We start from the raw sequence: 14722 nt of genomic DNA on the forward strand, positions 1-14722 counted from the left end.
ACCGTGATCGACGCCCTGAACCACTTGCCGCGCCCCCGGGCCGGCGCCGACCAGCTGGCCGAGCGCTTCAGCGACCTGGCCCCACCCCTCACCGCTCGCCAGGCCGCCGTCGAAAGCGCACGCTGCCTGTATTGCTATGACGCTCCCTGCGTCAACGCCTGCCCCAGCGAGATCGACATCCCGTCGTTCATCCACCGCATCAGCGACGAAAACCTGCAAGGCGCCGCCGAGCGCATTCTCTCGGCCAACATCCTCGGCGGCAGTTGCGCCCGCGTCTGCCCCACCGAAATCCTTTGCCAGCAAGCCTGCGTACGCAACAACGCGCAGGAATGCGCACCGGTGCTGATCGGCCAGCTGCAGCGCTATGCCCTGGACAACGCCCACTTCACCGAGCACCCGTTCCAGCGCTCGCCGGCCACTGGCAAGCGCATCGCCGTAGTTGGTGCCGGCCCCGCCGGGCTGTCGTGCGCCCACCGCCTGGCCATGCACGGGCATGATGTGGTCGTGTTCGAGGCCAGCGACAAGGCCGGGGGCCTCAACGAGTACGGCATCGCCCGCTACAAGCTGGTGGACGACTACGCCCAGCGTGAAGTGGAATTCCTGCTTGGTATCGGTGGCATTGAAATTCGCCATGGCCAGCGCCTGGGCAGCAACCTCGGCCTGGGCGAACTGCGCGACCAGTACGACGCAGTGTTCCTCGGCCTCGGCCTGAATGCTGTGCGCCAGCTCGGTCTGCCGGATGAAGAGGCCCCCGGCCTGCTCGCCGCCACCGCATACATCCGCGAACTACGCCAGGCCGACGACCTGAGCCAGTTGCCCCTGGCCGACCGCTGCCTGGTGATCGGCGCCGGCAACACCGCCATCGACATGGCCGTGCAGATGAGCCGCCTGGGTGCTCGCGACGTCAACCTGGTGTACCGCCGCGGCCATGCCGACATGGGTGCGACCGGCCACGAGCAGGAGATCGCCAAGGCCAACCAGGTACGCCTGCACACCTGGGCCCGCCCCGATGCCGTACTGCTGGACGACAGCGGCAAGGTGCGCGGCATGCGCTTCGCCCGCACCGAACTGGCAGACGGCCACCTGCGCGACACCGGCGACACCTTCGAACTGGCCGCCGATGCGATCTTCAAGGCCATCGGCCAACGCTTCGACGACACCAGCCTCGGTGACCCGGTGGCCGCACAGCTGGCGCGCGACGGCGAGCGCATCCGCGTCGACGAAAGAATGCAAACCAGCCTGCCGGGCGTATACGCCGGCGGCGACTGCACCGCCCTGGGCCAGGACCTTACCGTCCAGGCCGTGCAACACGGCAAGCTGGCCGCCGAAGCCATCCATGCCCAACTCATGCTCAACGTGGAGGCTGCGTAAATGGCCGACCTGTCCATCGAATTTGCCGGCATCAAGGCACCCAACCCCTTCTGGCTGGCCTCCGCACCGCCAACCGACAAGGCCTACAACGTGGTCCGCGCCTTCGAGGCCGGCTGGGGTGGCGTAGTGTGGAAAACACTGGGCGAAGACCCGGCGGCAGTCAACGTGTCGTCGCGCTACTCGGCGCATTACGGCCCCAACCGCCAGGTGCAGGGCATCAACAACATCGAGCTGATCACCGACCGCTCGCTGGACATCAACCTGCGCGAAATCACCCAGGTGAAGAAGGACTGGCCCGACCGCGCACTGATCGTGTCGCTGATGGTGCCGTGCGTGGAAGACTCGTGGAAGTTCATCCTGCCGCTGGTGGAAGCCACCGGGGCCGATGGCATCGAACTGAACTTCGGCTGCCCGCACGGCATGCCGGAGCGCGGCATGGGTGCGGCGGTCGGCCAGGTGCCGGAGTACGTCGAAATGGTCACCCGCTGGTGCAAGACGTACTGCTCGCTGCCGGTGATCGTCAAACTCACGCCGAACATCACCGACATCCGCCAGTCGGCCCGCGCCGCCCACCGTGGCGGGGCCGATGCGGTGTCGTTGATCAATACCATCAACTCGATCACCAGCGTCGACCTCGACCGCATGGTCGCCCACCCCATCGTCGGTGACCAGAGCACCCATGGCGGTTACTGCGGTTCGGCGGTGAAGCCGATTGCCCTGAACATGGTGGCGGAAATCGCCCGCGACCCGCAGACGCACGGTTTGCCGATCTGCGGTATTGGCGGCATCGGTAGCTGGCGTGACGCAGCCGAGTTCATGGCCCTGGGCAGCGGCGCCGTGCAGGTGTGCACGGCAGCGATGCTGCACGGCTTCCGCATCGTCGAGGACATGAAGGACGGCCTGGCGCGCTGGATGGACCAGCATGGGCACCACAACATCGAGGCGTTCCGCGGCCAGGCGGTAGGGCATACCACCGACTGGAAGTACCTGGACATGAACTACAAGTCGGTGGCGCAAATCGACCAACAAGCATGCATTGGCTGCGGGCGCTGCCACATTGCCTGTGAGGATACTTCCCACCAGGCGATTTCCAGTACGCTGAAGGCAGATGGCACGCATGCCTACAGTGTGATCGAGGAAGAATGCGTGGGCTGCAACCTGTGCCAGATCACCTGCCCGGTGGAGAGCTGCATCGAAATGGTGGCTCAGGATACCGGCAAGCCTTACCTGAACTGGACGCAGGACCCGCGTAACCCCTACCGCGAGGCCAGTTGAGGCAATTGGGGCTGCCTTGCAGCCCTTCGCGGGCACGCCCGCTCCTACAGGGATCGCGCCGTTTGGGAGGGCAGCGAAACACCTGTGGGAGCGGGCGTGCCCGCGAAGGGCCGCAAAGCGGCCCCAATCGCTCAGCGTACACAGACCTCAAGGCTCCAGCCCGATCCCCCGCAAGATCACGCTGGTCACCGTCTGCACGGCATTTTCAAAGGCCATGTCCGACAACGCCTCCCCGCCATTGAGCAACGTCACCTGGTAACCAAAGTCGGCATAGTGCTGGGTCGAGGCCCAGATCATGTACAAAAGCGCCGACGGCTCCACCGGCAGGATGCGCCCCTCCTCCACCCAGCGGCGGATCTTGGCTTCCTTCAGCTTGGCCCAGGGCACCAGGCTTTCATCCAGGTTCACCCCCAGCACCGGCGCCCCATGCAGCATCTCTTCGGCCCAGATCTTCGAGCCCAGCGGCCGCGAGCGCGAGTGGCCCATCTTTGCCCGGATGTAACTGGTGAGCACCACGCGCGGGTCGTCGAAGTTCTCGAAGCACAGCGCGTCCTGCTTCCACACGTCCAGCAGGTCCTGCAGCACAGCACGGAACAGGTCGTCCTTGGTGCTGAAGTAGTAATGAAGGTTGGAACGCGGCAACTCGGCCTGCTCGGCGATATCACCCATCGAGGTGGCGCCATAGCCCTTCTCGGCGAACACCTTTTCCGCTGCCTGCAGAATCTTCTCGATATTGCGTCGGCGGATTTCGATCTTGTGGTTGGCCATCAGGCTTGGGCCGTCCACACCGCCAGCTCATGACCGTCTGGGTAGATGAAATTGAACTCGATGTTGTCGATCTGCCGGTCAGTACCGCGAATGCCCATGTGTGCTCCGTGCCAAAGGGGTTTGCCCTAGTCTACTCCGCTTACTCCAAGCCAGCGCAATCCCTGTAGGAGACCGCCACCTGACTTAGCTACAGCTCGCCCGATCACGCACCGGGCACTGTGCGCGGTGCAGGTTCAGTGCGGTGTTGATGATGCCGATATGGCTGAACGCCTGGGGGAAGTTGCCAAGCATGCGCTGGCCCGCCGGGTCGTACTGTTCAGCCAGCAGGCCAAGGTCGTTGCACAGGCCGGTCAAGCGTTCGTACAGTGCCTGCGCTTCTGCCTGGCGGCCCAGCAATACATACACGTCGGCCAGCCAGAACGAACACACCAGGAAGGTGCCCTCCCCGGACGTCAGGCCATCGCTGCAGCGATCGCTGTCATAGCGCAGCAGCAGGCCGTTTTTCAGCAGGCGTTGTTCGACCTGTTCGAGCGTGCGCAAAAAGCGCGGGTCATCCGCCGGCAGAAAGCCGGTCAGGGCGATCTGCAACAAGCTGGCGTCCATCTCGGTCGAGCCATAGGCCTGGACGAAAAAGCGGCCGCTGGGGTCCAGGCCCTGCGCGCACACTTCACGACGAATCTCGTCAGCCACCTGGCGGTAATGCCGCCCGCGCTCGCGGCCTTCCTCGGTGGTGTCGGCCAGCCCCGCGGCACGGTCGAACGCCACCCAGGCCATGACCTTGGAGTGCACGAACTGCTGCCGGCCGCCGCGCACTTCCCAGATGCCCTCGTCCGCCTGGCGCCAGATGCGCTCGACGTAAGGCAGGATCGAGCGGGCAATGGCGGCGCTGCGCGGGTGGCGGGGCAAGCCGCCCTTGATTGCCTGGGTCATGGCATCGGCGAGTTCGCCGTAGATGTCCAGCTGCATCTGCGCTGACGCTGCATTGCCCACCCGCACCGGTTGCGAGTGCTCGTAGCCGGCCAGCCACGGCAAGGTGTATTCCTGCAGGTCGCGTTCGCCGGCCAGGCCGTACATGATCTGCATCTGCTCCGGGTTGCCGGCCACCGAGCGCAACAACCACTCGCGCCAAGCCTGGGCTTCATCGAAGTAGCCGAGGTTCATGAAGGCCAGCAGGGTCATGGTCGCGTCGCGCAGCCAACAGAAGCGGTAGTCCCAGTTGCGCTCGTGACCGATGCGCTCGGGCAGCGAGGTGGTGACGGCGGCAACGATGCCGCCGGTGGGCGCATAGGTCATGGCCTTGAGGGTCAGCAGCGAGCGGCGCACCAAGGCGGAGTATGGGCCCACCTGTGGGCAGCGGGCGGCGAAGGCCTGCCATTGATCGATGGTCTGCGCCAGCGCTTCGTCGCTATCACAGCCGGGCTGCACCGGCAGGTGCGATGGCTGGTGACGCAGGCTGAACACCTGGCGTTCGTCCGCACCGACGCGAAAGCGGGCGACGGTGTGCTGGTCGCGGGCATGCGGGGGAACGGTGCTGCACAGAATCAGTCGGTCGGGGCCGGCGACAGCGCTGAGGGTCAGCGGGTCGAGCCGTTCTACCCAGGGCACGCTGCGGCCGTAGTCGAAGCGCATTACCAAGTCCATTTCGAAGTTGGTTTCGCCGGCTAGGCCTTCGACGATGCGCACCAGCGCGTTGACCTCGCCCAGCGGCATGAAGTCCAGCACGCGGGCGCGGCCGGTGGCGGTGACCCAGATGGTTTCCAGTACCAGGGTGTCGTCCAGGTATTGGCGGTTGCTGTGTTCGACCGGGTCGCTGGGGGCCAGGCGCCAGCGGCCGTTTTCCTCGTTGCCCAGCAGTGCGGCGAATACCGCGGGGGCGTCGAAGCGTGGCAGGCACAGCCAGTCGAGCGAGCCATCGCGGCTGACCAGGGCGGCGCTGCGGCAATTGCCCAGCAGGGCATAGTCTTCGATGTGGGCCGGCATTGAGGCTCCTTAGTATGGTTGCCTGTGCTGGCCTTTTCGCGGGTGAACCCGCTCCCACAGGTACATCACAGGCCTTGAAACCTTCGATATCCCTGTGGGAGCGGGTTCACCCGCGAAAGGGCCAGCACAGGCTTTACAAACAACTCACCCCAACCGATGCCACTCCCGCTTGTCCCGGGTCAGCAATTCATTGCCGGCCTCGGGCCCGTCTTCACCGGCCGGGTATTCGTGCACCTCGCCGCCCTGGGCCCAGGCATCCAGGAATGGCTGCACCGCGCGCCAGCCGTTCTCGATGTTGTCAGCCCGCTGAAACAAAGTCTGGTCACCGGTCAGGCAGTCGTAGATCAGCGTCTCGTAGCCGGTCGCCGGGGTCATATTGAAGAAGTCCTTGTAGGCAAAGCCCAGCTCGACATTCTCCATTACCAGCTCCGGCCCGGGGCGCTTGGCCTGCAGGTCGAACCACATGCCCTCGTTGGGCTGGATCTGGATTTTCAGGTAATTGGGCTTGGGCCGCTCCAGCTCCGATTCGCGGAACTGCGCATAAGGCGCGGGCTTGAAGCAGATGGCAATTTCGGTATCACGCACGCTCATGCGCTTGCCAGTTCGCAGGTAGAACGGCACGCCAGCCCAGCGCCAGTTGTCGATCATCACCTTCAGCGCCACATAGGTCTCGGTCTGGCTGTCCGCCGCGACGTTGGCCTCGTGGCGGTAGCCAAGCAACTGCTTGCGCCCCTGCTTGCCGGCGCTGTACTGGCCGCGCACGGAGTTTTTCAAGGCCATCTTCGTCGACCACGGACGGATGGCGCCGATCACCTTGGCCTTTTCGCTGCGCACGGCATCGGCGGCAAACGCCGCCGGGGGCTCCATGGCTACCATCGCCAGCAACTGGAACAGATGATTGGGCACCATGTCGCGCAACGCGCCGGTGCTGTCGTAGAACGCACCACGGGTCTCGACACCTACGGTTTCCGCAGCGGTGATTTGCACATGGTCGATGTAGTGGTTGTTCCAGAACGACTCGAACAAGCCGTTGGAGAACCGGCTGACCAGGATGTTCTGCACCGTCTCTTTGCCCAGGTAATGGTCGATGCGGTAGATCTGCCGCTCGCCCATCACCTTCAACAGGCAGGCGTTGAGCGCCTCGGCGCTGGCCAGGTCGGTGCCGAAGGGCTTTTCCACCACGACGCGGCGAAAACCGCCGGCCGATTCGTCGAGCAGCCCGGCCTGCCCCAGGCGCTGCGCCACTTCGGGGAAGAAGCGCGGCGAGGTCGCCAGGTAGAAGATGGCGTTGCCGTGGCGGGTTGTGTCGATGCGCTTGGCGAGGGCCTGGTACGTGGCCGGGTCGAGGAAATCGCCGGTCTGGTAATCCAGGCGCTTGGCCAGGCGTGCCCACAGCTTCTCATCCAGGCACTTGGCCGTGCCCTCGCCAACTTTGTCACGCTCGACCATGAACGCATGCAGGCGCCCGGCGAATTCCTCGGCAGTGGCCGGGTTGTGGTCGACACCAACGATACGCAGGTTGCGGTCCAGCAGGCCGTCACGGCTGAGGTTGTAAAGCGCCGGCATCAGCAGGCGCTTGACCAGGTCGCCATTGGCGCCGAACAGGAACAGAGTGCATGGCGGAGCGGCCGGAATGCTCTGTTTGGTCATTCGGCTTTTTTCTCGACGTGGCCACCGAAGCCCAGGCGCATGGCCGAGAGAATCTTGTCACCATAGGTGCCTTGCTGCTGGCGCGAGCGGAAGCGGGCGAACAGCGCGCTGGACAGCACCGGCACCGGCACCGCCTGCTCGACGGCGGCGTCGATGGTCCAGCGGCCTTCACCACTGTCGGATACCGAGCCACTGAACTGCGACAGCTGCGGGTCGGCCACCAGCGCATCGGCGGTGAGGTCGAGCAGCCACGAGGTGACCACGCTGCCACGCCGCCACACTTCGGCGATTTCGGCCACGTTCAGGTCGAAACGCTGGTCTTCCGGCAGTTCGTTGCCGCCCTTGCTGCGCAGCAGATCGAAACCTTCGGCATAGGCCTGCATGAGGCCGTACTCGATGCCGTTGTGCACCATTTTCACGTAGTGCCCGGCACCGGGTGGGCCGGCGTGGATGTAGCCGTGTTCGGCACGCTGGTGCTCGCCGCTGCGGCCATGGGTACGCGGGATGTCACCCACGCCCGGGGCCAGCGCCTTGAACAGTGGTTCCAGGCGCTCGAACACGTCCTTTTCGCCACCGATCATCATGCAGTAGCCACGGTCCAGGCCCCACACGCCGCCCGAAGTGCCGACGTCCAGGTAATGCAGCCGGCGCTTGGCCAGCTCGGCGGCGCGGCGCACATCATCCTTGTAGAAGGTGTTGCCGCCGTCGATGATCGCATCGCCCGGCTCCAGCAGCTCGGCCAGTTGAGCAATGGTCTGCTCGGTGGGCTCGCCGGCGGGCAGCATGACCCACACCGCACGCGGTGCTTTCAGCTTCTGTACCAGCGCACCGAGGTCGTGCGCGCCTTGGGCGCCCTCGCCTTCCAGGCCGTCGATGGCCTCGCGGTTACGGTCATGCACCACCGTACGGTGGCCGGCGCGCATCAGGCGCCTTGCGATATTGCCGCCCATGCGGCCCAGCCCGATGATTCCCAGTTGCATGAGCCGATGCTCCCCTTTCGAAATAAATGACAACACAATCCAGCTTTTCAGATTAGTCCAGCGAACCGATCGAGGGTTCAGCGACGAACGGCGAGACAACGATAAACAAAAAAGTTCCCAAGACCTGCGAAAGAATTCAAAATGCGCCCGCCTGAAGCGTCTACGCTTTAACTTGTCACCAGCCAAAACCGCGAGGTGTGCTCATGGGTACCTTGATGCCTGCAACCCCAACCCAGACCCTCTATGTCTCCGTGCGCCGTGATGAGCTGCGTAAACTGAAGGACGAACGTGACCAGCTGCGCCAGCAGGTCGCCCAATTGAACCTGCTGCTGGCGCAAGCACGCACAGACGGCAAGGCCGTCAGCCTCTGAAGTTGCCCCGTCCCTGTGGGAGCTGAACTGCTCCCACATCGCTCAATCGAGCAGCCAGCTATTATCGCCATTTTCCAGGGTACCGCCATGACTGGTGGCATCGCCGACCCTGGCAAGCGGCTGCCCATCATCCATCATCAGTGCCGAGCCGCTGGTAATCACCGCCCCACACCCGAGCCTGTCGCCAACCCTGGCGGCTGCCCTGCCGTTGACGAAGAACAGACTGGAGCCGCTGCTGATGCTGGTCGGGCCGCACAATGGGCAGTGGTGAGGGTGACCCAGCAGAACGATGGCGGGCATTGTTGCCACTCCCGAATCATGTGAGGCGCCAGGCACGCATGCCGGCAGCGCCAATCAGAACGTTCTCGACAGCCGCCAGTGCACGACCTGGCCATCGATCTCAGGGAAAGGTACCTGGTGCATGAACACCTGCTCGCCCACCATGCGCTCGACGCAGACGTAGTACCCGGGCCATGGGCAAGGCGTGCCGGAAGGCCAGCCTGGGGCATCCTCGCGCCTGGCGGTTTCCGGGTCGCGGAACTGCTTGCCCAGGCGTCGGTAATGCGCCCTTTCGATGAGCGCCTGCGGGTAAAAGTGAGGAGCGCTTTTCAGGCCATCACCCTGCACAGACCATAAAAACGCCACCAGTGCGGCCTCGAAGGCCCAGTAACCCAAGTGGTCACTCCGTGCCCGGGTGTGGCGCTCGTGCCAGTAGCAAACGTGCGCATTGGCGTACCACTGCCCGAGATAGTGCATGAGCGCGTCATGCTGCGCGGGCCCTTTCAGGTCGAGGCTCTCCAGCAAGGCGCCATAAGGTTCGGGGTGAAGCAATGAGGTGCCAGGGTAGGCCTTGCCCAGCCGCTGGAACAGGCGATGCAGCAGCAGGTCGGGGCTGCGCTCGTCGTCCTGGTTCAGCCAGCCCAGTACCTGGTCGATACGCTCGGGGTAACCGCACAGCACCGCCAGCGACAACAGCCACAAGGCAAGCCGGTATTCATCCGACACCCAGGGGCGCAACTGCTCGCTGGTTGCCGGGTACGCCGAAAAATGCCGGGCGAACTGGGCGAACGCATAGTCTGCATAGGCCTCTACCAGTTCCATCGGCTCGCCACCGGAATACCGCTGCACTGCCAGCTCCAGTGCCATGTGGGCCCAGTCACGGCTAAGGCCACGGTAGTGGTGCCTGTGCTCGGCTGGCCCGCTCAGCAATGCCTGGGCGTCAGGGTCGGCGAATTCCTGCTCTTTTTCACGGGTCGAAGCCAGGTAATGCTGCTCGACCATCCACGGGTCGCGCTTGATGCTGTCGAACTGGCCCATCGGCCCTCCCGCACGCTATAAGCCTTTCACCAAGCGCCAAACCAGAGAGCGCCCATTTTCGCTCGGCATCTCTACGCCTTGCATGAATGTCTGAGGCCCCACCGCCCATTCATCACATACCCACACACCCGTGCGCGGGCAGATTTCGCCCGACCTGGCAAGCGCATCCGAATATGGCGCGCTTTGCAGTTGTTCAGGGAAGCTTTTGATAACTTGACGCTTGCGAGCATCGTCTACCAAATCCTTCGGGTAGAAAGGAAGGTCTCTATAGGGCGTATCGTCGACGCCCCACAACACAGTGACCAATCCTGCCTCAAATGCCCAATAGCCAAAGAAACCCGCATCGCTTCGTGCCTTGTGCCGGTCATGCCAATAACAGTTGCGCATGCCGCGATACCACTGCTTCAGGTAACTACGCACTGCCTGTTGCTGCTCATCCTTCTCGGTAGTTACGGCATTGAGCAATTCATGATAGGGGCGCTCATGAATCAACGTACTCCCGGGGATCGTCACCCCCACACGGGAAAACAGTTGCCGCAACAGGATGTCCTCACCGTCATCTGGGTCTTCACTCAAAAAACCTGCGATTTGCCTGATGCGCCCGGGCTTGTTGAACAGCACTGCAAACGATAGAAGCCAGAGTGTGTACTGATACGCATCCGGCTCCCACAGCTTCAAGCTGAAAGCCGGATAAGCTTGCTTGTGACGTTGAAACTGGGAAAACATGTGATCCACGTAAAACTCAAGCGCTTCAACGGGCTCTCCCCCCGAATAAAGTGCTACTAGTAACTCCAGAGATTCAAAGCACCAATCCCAACTCAACCCTTCAATATTTACGTAATCTGGGCGTTCCAACGCTAGACACTCTTCAGCCTTTAGCTGCACATAGTATTTCTTCCAAAAATCAACAGAGTCCAGATAGGCTGTCTCTTGCAGCAAAGGCTCACGCTTGATCTCATCAAATTTCTTCATTTTCAGATCCTACTGAATTACATCACCTATAGATTTAGCATGCCCATCAAGCTTGACTACCTGGGTTACAGCACCCTTCTCATCTACGGTTATCAACCAACGCTCATATCCAGCCGAGCGAATATTCATTGCCTGTTCTTTCCCCAAACTTTCGGAAAGCCTTGGACGAATCCACGCATCACTCATCTGCCTGGCGCTCGGAAACCCCTTACTCCCCTTTGTAACCGGCAAACTACCCGGCGAAAACGCGCCCCCCGTTCGATACTTGGTCTCGGTAATGATGAACGGCGGCGGTGGATGGGCATTACGATAGACGCCATCCAGCCCGCGCCCGGTGGGTTTCATTTCCAGGCTGCGAGGCCCACGAGCGGCCGACAGCAGGTTCTCATGGCCTTTGCCGAGCATGTACTGATCACTGACCACCTCCCCATAAATGCCCTTCTGCGCCCGGGTCGCCGTCGAATGATCGAACACGTGCACATTGGCGCCATGCGTGGCGGCAGCCGCAGAGGTGGGCACTGGCGGGCCGAGCGCACCCTCGGGGCGCTCGAGGTAACGCGGACGCATGCCAATGCCAGAAGTCACCCGCCCACCACTCATCGCCATGGGCACCGGCTTAGGCGCATGCACCCCGGCCTGCGCAACCTGCGCGGGCAGATCGCTGGCCTGTTCCAGCACCTTGGCCAACCTGGCGTCGAGTTGCATCAGCGCCTGTGGGATTTCCCGCACTGCATGCACCTGCACCGCGTAGAACTGCGCTTCCATGGCCTGCAGCCGCACCAACAGGTGCGAGGCCGCCTGGTTGAAGGGCCAGTTGCCCAGGTAGCTGCGAAGCTTTGCCGTTGCAGCCATGACCTTGGTCAAGAACTGGTTCAGATAGGCCAGCAAATCCTTTTCATAGCTCGTGAACCTGACCTGGCGAAGCCAGAACTCCACGCTGCCGCGGGTGAACTTGCCAAGAAACGCAACCACGGTCCGCAAGATGATCTGGCTTTCACGGATAAGTAGCAGGCACAAACCTCGCAGAAACGCTGCCGCTTCCTGGCCGACCAATGCACCTGCCACCGAGCCCACGGGCGTACCCACCGCCCCCACCACGGCACCGATGATCGGCGCGATCAAGGTAATCAGGCAGGCGACCAGCAGCACCCACTCCTGCCACTGTGGCGGCTGCGCCGTTGCCTGGCTGCCATCCGCCGTGTAGCGCTTGCCCAGGCGCAGGCACACTGCGGCCAGGTCACGGGCACTGAGCACGATCACCACCCCAGGCACCAACGACAGCAGCATGTCGGCAATGACCACGCTCAGTGGCCGTTCCTCGGCAAACTCGCCCAGCACCAGGTCACGCAGCCAGCCAAAGCCACCTGCCACCCTTTCCACCGCTTCATCCAGCCAGTCAGCAGCAGAGTTCATGGCTGGCCACCTGCCGAGGTACAGCCGGCAAGCAATGCCTGCAGGGCAGCATCCGGCTCGGTTGCGGTCGTCAGCTGCAGCGAACCTTGGCCAACCTCGTAGCGCACCTGGGCGCTACAACCGGGGGTAACGCCAGCCAGGCGGGCATAGCCGTTCTGGTCGACCATACCCTGGCGCTGGGTGCCATCGGACAACGTCGCTACGTAGGCCGTGCCCGCAATCGGCGTACCGTCGGCATGCACCAGGCGAAACTCGATTTCCTCCTGCGACGGTGCAGGCGGCTCGCCGTAACGTGCAGGCGCCTTTACCTGGGCGATGGCATGCAACAGCAGTGGCTCGGGGCAACCGATTTCGATGCGGCCATCAACCAGCTTGATGAACGCCCCGCCGCAACTCAGGGTCAGCGACGTTCGGCTGTCGATGTGCACATGGCCGTGATGGCTGGTGATCGACACATCGTCATTGGCATCGACCCGCAGTTGCCCGCCGACCTGCACACGCTTGTCCTGCGCGACCTGCTCGCTGGCCTCGAGGCCAACCATCACGCTCAACGCCCCGCCAACGGCCAACGACTTGCCCAGGCCTATGCTTTCGACTTTGCCAAGGGCGACCGTTTCGCTCTTGCTGGCGCCGACCTTGACACTGCGGTTGCCACCTATGTGCACCACTTCGTCATGCTCGACGCGCTCGCTACGATCATTGCCGATGAGCGTGGTTTCGTTGTGTTTCACGACGTTGTTCTGGTCGCGCTCGGCATGAATGAATACTTCCTGCCGCCCCAGTTCGTCCTCGAAGCGCAACTCGTTGAAGCCATCGCCTTTATGGGTCTGGCTCTTGATGGTCATGCGGGTCTTGTGTTCGGGCAGGTCGTAAGGCGGCAACTGGTCACCGCAGTAGGTGCGCCCGGTGATCATCGGCTGGTCCGGGTCGCCATTGACGTACTGGACAATCACATCCTGGCCAATACGCGGAATGGCCATCGAACCCCAACTGCCACCGGCCCAGCCTTGCGACACCCGCACCCAGCAGGAACTGAATTCGTTGTTGCTGCTTTCACGGTCCCAGGGGAAGCTGACCTTGACCCGCCCCCACTGGTCGCAAAAAATCTCTTCGCCCGGCGGGCCGACCACGGTGGCCATGTGCGGGCCATCGATACGCGGCTTGGCCAAGGGTGCCGGGCGCCATTCGGCCATGCCTTGCACCAGCAGCGCATCGTTCACATAGCGGGTACCTTGTTCGGCGCCGACGGCTTCTTCCTGCAGGCTGGTGATCTGCGTACCTTCGTGGTACAGGCTGATTACGCGCCAGTGCACATTGAGGTCTTCACGCGGGTGGCCGACGAGTGTGAAGCTCAGGCCTGGCTGCAGGCGCACGTCATCGCCCTGTACTTCGGCCAGGAGGGCGTCATGACGCAGCGCCGTCAGCCGCGTTTCAGTGAAGGGCTTGCCGACCGCATCGCGCTTGTAGCGCCCCGGGTAATCAAAAAATTCGTAGTCCAGCGACTGGTGCGTGATTCCGCTGGCCTGAGCCTTGTGCTCCTGGCGATAGGCCGGGTTGGTGAAGGTGTAGTCGCGCTGCACCTGCTGCGCGGTACGCACCTGCTCGCAGTAGCGCAAACGCCGCAGGCAGGTACGGGCCTGGTCGCCACCGCTGCTGGCGTGGTACAGCACCTTGTCGGGGCCGAGATCATCTTCATCCAGCCAAAGCGCCTCATCATCTACGGGCTTTAGCGAGCCCCGGCTGAGCAACCCAAGCGATAGCAGGCGATCGGTAACGATCAGCGTGTGGTGCCTGGCGCAGTGTGCAAAGCGGTAGACGAAGCCCTCTTCAGCGGCGAGGCGATGGATGAAGTCGAGGTCGGTTTCCCCCGCCTGGACACAAAACTCACGCACCTGGTGATCGGCGCTGCTATTGAGCTCAAACCGGGCAATGCCCTGACGCTTGAACATCAGTTCAAGAATCTGAGGTACGGTTTTCTGCTGGAAGATTCGCCAGTTCGAACGCAAGCGGGCACGGGCCAGTTGCGGCTCGACCACAGCGTGGTAGCGCGTGCGACAGAAGCCGGTTTCACCTTGGCTGAAGGCACTGACCAAGCCATGCACATGACGCAGTGGCCGGCCTGCGCAATAAAGGGTGAATAGCGCAGGCTTGTCGAGCACCTGGCCGAAGTCGACATCACTGTCGTAGCTGACAAGTTCAAGGCTCAGCACAAATGGCTGGCTGATAGCTTCTTCCAGCTTGAATGAAACCACTTCGAACTCCGTGCGCCCGGCGAGCGCCTGAAATCCGAAACGAAAGTCCGACTGTTTCATGAGTTGCTCTACCCGCCATCATGTTTACCGGCGAAAAAACAACCACATCCTGGCTTTCTTCAAGATGAGCATGTCGAATGAAAATTGCCCGTCGCCAACGTCCAAGCCGGCTAGATCCGTGGCGTCGGCGGACTTGACCGATGACGACAGTGAGGATGAGGCAGTGACTGAAGAGCAACTTAAACCGTACCGCCCCGCCATGACAGGAACGATGGGTTTCATGCATCGACGACTTCGTAGGAAATTTCCTAAAGCATCAACTTACAAACTTTTGCGCGTGCGAGTCCGCTCTCAGAAACACCAAAAATTCAAA

Annotated in this window: 12 protein-coding genes; 3 read left to right on the forward strand and 9 right to left on the reverse strand. The window is 62.6% G+C overall.

What is annotated here, in order from left to right:
- The first annotated feature begins 3 nt into the window (after positions 1-3).
- Positions 4-1371, forward strand: a complete 1368-nt coding sequence (locus tag CAF92_RS04260; RefSeq protein WP_085599398.1) for an NAD(P)-dependent oxidoreductase — start codon at positions 4-6, stop codon at positions 1369-1371.
- Entirely contained in the window at positions 1372-2646 is a 1275-nt protein-coding gene (gene preA / locus CAF92_RS04265; protein ID WP_085599400.1) for an NAD-dependent dihydropyrimidine dehydrogenase subunit PreA, read from the forward strand. It begins immediately after the preceding gene.
- 147 nt (positions 2647-2793) lie between these two features.
- Here the strand turns inward: preA and CAF92_RS04275 are convergent, their stop codons facing one another.
- From CAF92_RS04275 to gnd, 4 genes are all read right to left on the reverse strand, one after another.
- Complete coding sequence (locus tag CAF92_RS04275; RefSeq protein WP_015270992.1) at positions 2794-3414, reverse strand: TetR/AcrR family transcriptional regulator; 621 nt, start codon at positions 3412-3414, stop codon at positions 2794-2796.
- Positions 3415-3597: 183 nt separating this feature from the next.
- Positions 3598-5394 carry a glycoside hydrolase family 15 protein gene (locus CAF92_RS04280; protein ID WP_085599402.1) on the reverse strand — a complete coding sequence of 599 codons (1797 nt, stop codon included), beginning with the start codon at positions 5392-5394 and terminating at the stop codon, positions 3598-3600.
- A gap of 144 nt (positions 5395-5538) precedes the next feature.
- Positions 5539-7044: a glucose-6-phosphate dehydrogenase gene (zwf, locus tag CAF92_RS04285; RefSeq protein ID WP_085599404.1), complete on the reverse strand. Its 1506-nt coding sequence runs from the start codon at positions 7042-7044 to the stop codon at positions 5539-5541.
- Positions 7041-8075 carry a phosphogluconate dehydrogenase (NAD(+)-dependent, decarboxylating) gene (gene gnd / locus CAF92_RS04290; RefSeq protein WP_256573610.1) on the reverse strand — a complete coding sequence of 345 codons (1035 nt, stop codon included), beginning with the start codon at positions 8073-8075 and terminating at the stop codon, positions 7041-7043. Before gnd ends, zwf begins: the two co-directional genes overlap by 4 nt.
- A 152-nt stretch (positions 8076-8227) precedes the next feature.
- Here gnd and CAF92_RS27420 point away from each other — a divergent pair, with 152 nt between their 5' ends.
- The gene (locus tag CAF92_RS27420) at positions 8228-8395 is read left to right on the forward strand and encodes a DUF6026 family protein (RefSeq protein WP_013973320.1); all 168 of its coding nucleotides are present in this window, start codon (positions 8228-8230) and stop codon (positions 8393-8395) included.
- Between the two features lie 42 nt (positions 8396-8437).
- Here the strand turns inward: CAF92_RS27420 and CAF92_RS04295 are convergent, their stop codons facing one another.
- From CAF92_RS04295 to CAF92_RS04315, 5 genes are read right to left on the reverse strand one after another with little or no spacing between them, the layout of a single operon-like run.
- Positions 8438-8695 carry a PAAR domain-containing protein gene (locus tag CAF92_RS04295; RefSeq protein ID WP_046615644.1) on the reverse strand — a complete coding sequence of 86 codons (258 nt, stop codon included), beginning with the start codon at positions 8693-8695 and terminating at the stop codon, positions 8438-8440.
- Positions 8696-8749: 54 nt separating this feature from the next.
- Complete coding sequence (locus CAF92_RS04300) at positions 8750-9712, reverse strand: PoNi-like cognate immunity protein (protein WP_085599408.1); 963 nt, start codon at positions 9710-9712, stop codon at positions 8750-8752.
- Between the two features lie 15 nt (positions 9713-9727).
- Positions 9728-10684, reverse strand: a complete 957-nt coding sequence (locus CAF92_RS04305) for a PoNi-like cognate immunity protein (protein ID WP_085599410.1) — start codon at positions 10682-10684, stop codon at positions 9728-9730.
- Between the two features lie 9 nt (positions 10685-10693).
- Positions 10694-12097: a hypothetical protein gene (locus tag CAF92_RS04310; protein ID WP_178081762.1), complete on the reverse strand. Its 1404-nt coding sequence runs from the start codon at positions 12095-12097 to the stop codon at positions 10694-10696.
- The gene (locus CAF92_RS04315; RefSeq protein WP_085599412.1) at positions 12094-14409 is read right to left on the reverse strand and encodes a type VI secretion system Vgr family protein; all 2316 of its coding nucleotides are present in this window, start codon (positions 14407-14409) and stop codon (positions 12094-12096) included. Before CAF92_RS04315 ends, CAF92_RS04310 begins: the two co-directional genes overlap by 4 nt.
- Positions 14410-14722: the final 313 nt, after the last annotated feature.

The sequence above is a fragment of the Pseudomonas sp. B10(2017) genome, from assembly GCF_002113295.1.
GTDB classification, from domain to species: Bacteria; Pseudomonadota; Gammaproteobacteria; order Pseudomonadales; family Pseudomonadaceae; genus Aquipseudomonas; species Aquipseudomonas pudica.

Coding starts and splice junctions, on each gene's coding strand:
- preA (WP_085599400.1), top strand. CDS start 1,372: ATGGCCGACCTGTCCATCGAATTTGCCGGCATCAAGGCACCCAACCCC.
- CAF92_RS04275 (WP_015270992.1), bottom strand. CDS start 3,414: ATGGCCAACCACAAGATCGAAATCCGCCGACGCAATATCGAGAAGATT.
- CAF92_RS04280 (WP_085599402.1), bottom strand. CDS start 5,394: ATGCCGGCCCACATCGAAGACTATGCCCTGCTGGGCAATTGCCGCAGC.
- zwf (WP_085599404.1), bottom strand. CDS start 7,044: ATGACCAAACAGAGCATTCCGGCCGCTCCGCCATGCACTCTGTTCCTG.
- CAF92_RS27420 (WP_013973320.1), top strand. CDS start 8,228: ATGGGTACCTTGATGCCTGCAACCCCAACCCAGACCCTCTATGTCTCC.
- CAF92_RS04295 (WP_046615644.1), bottom strand. CDS start 8,695: ATGCCCGCCATCGTTCTGCTGGGTCACCCTCACCACTGCCCATTGTGC.
- CAF92_RS04300 (WP_085599408.1), bottom strand. CDS start 9,712: ATGGGCCAGTTCGACAGCATCAAGCGCGACCCGTGGATGGTCGAGCAG.
- CAF92_RS04305 (WP_085599410.1), bottom strand. CDS start 10,684: ATGAAGAAATTTGATGAGATCAAGCGTGAGCCTTTGCTGCAAGAGACA.
- CAF92_RS04310 (WP_178081762.1), bottom strand. CDS start 12,097: ATGAACTCTGCTGCTGACTGGCTGGATGAAGCGGTGGAAAGGGTGGCA.
- CAF92_RS04315 (WP_085599412.1), bottom strand. CDS start 14,409: ATGAAACAGTCGGACTTTCGTTTCGGATTTCAGGCGCTCGCCGGGCGC.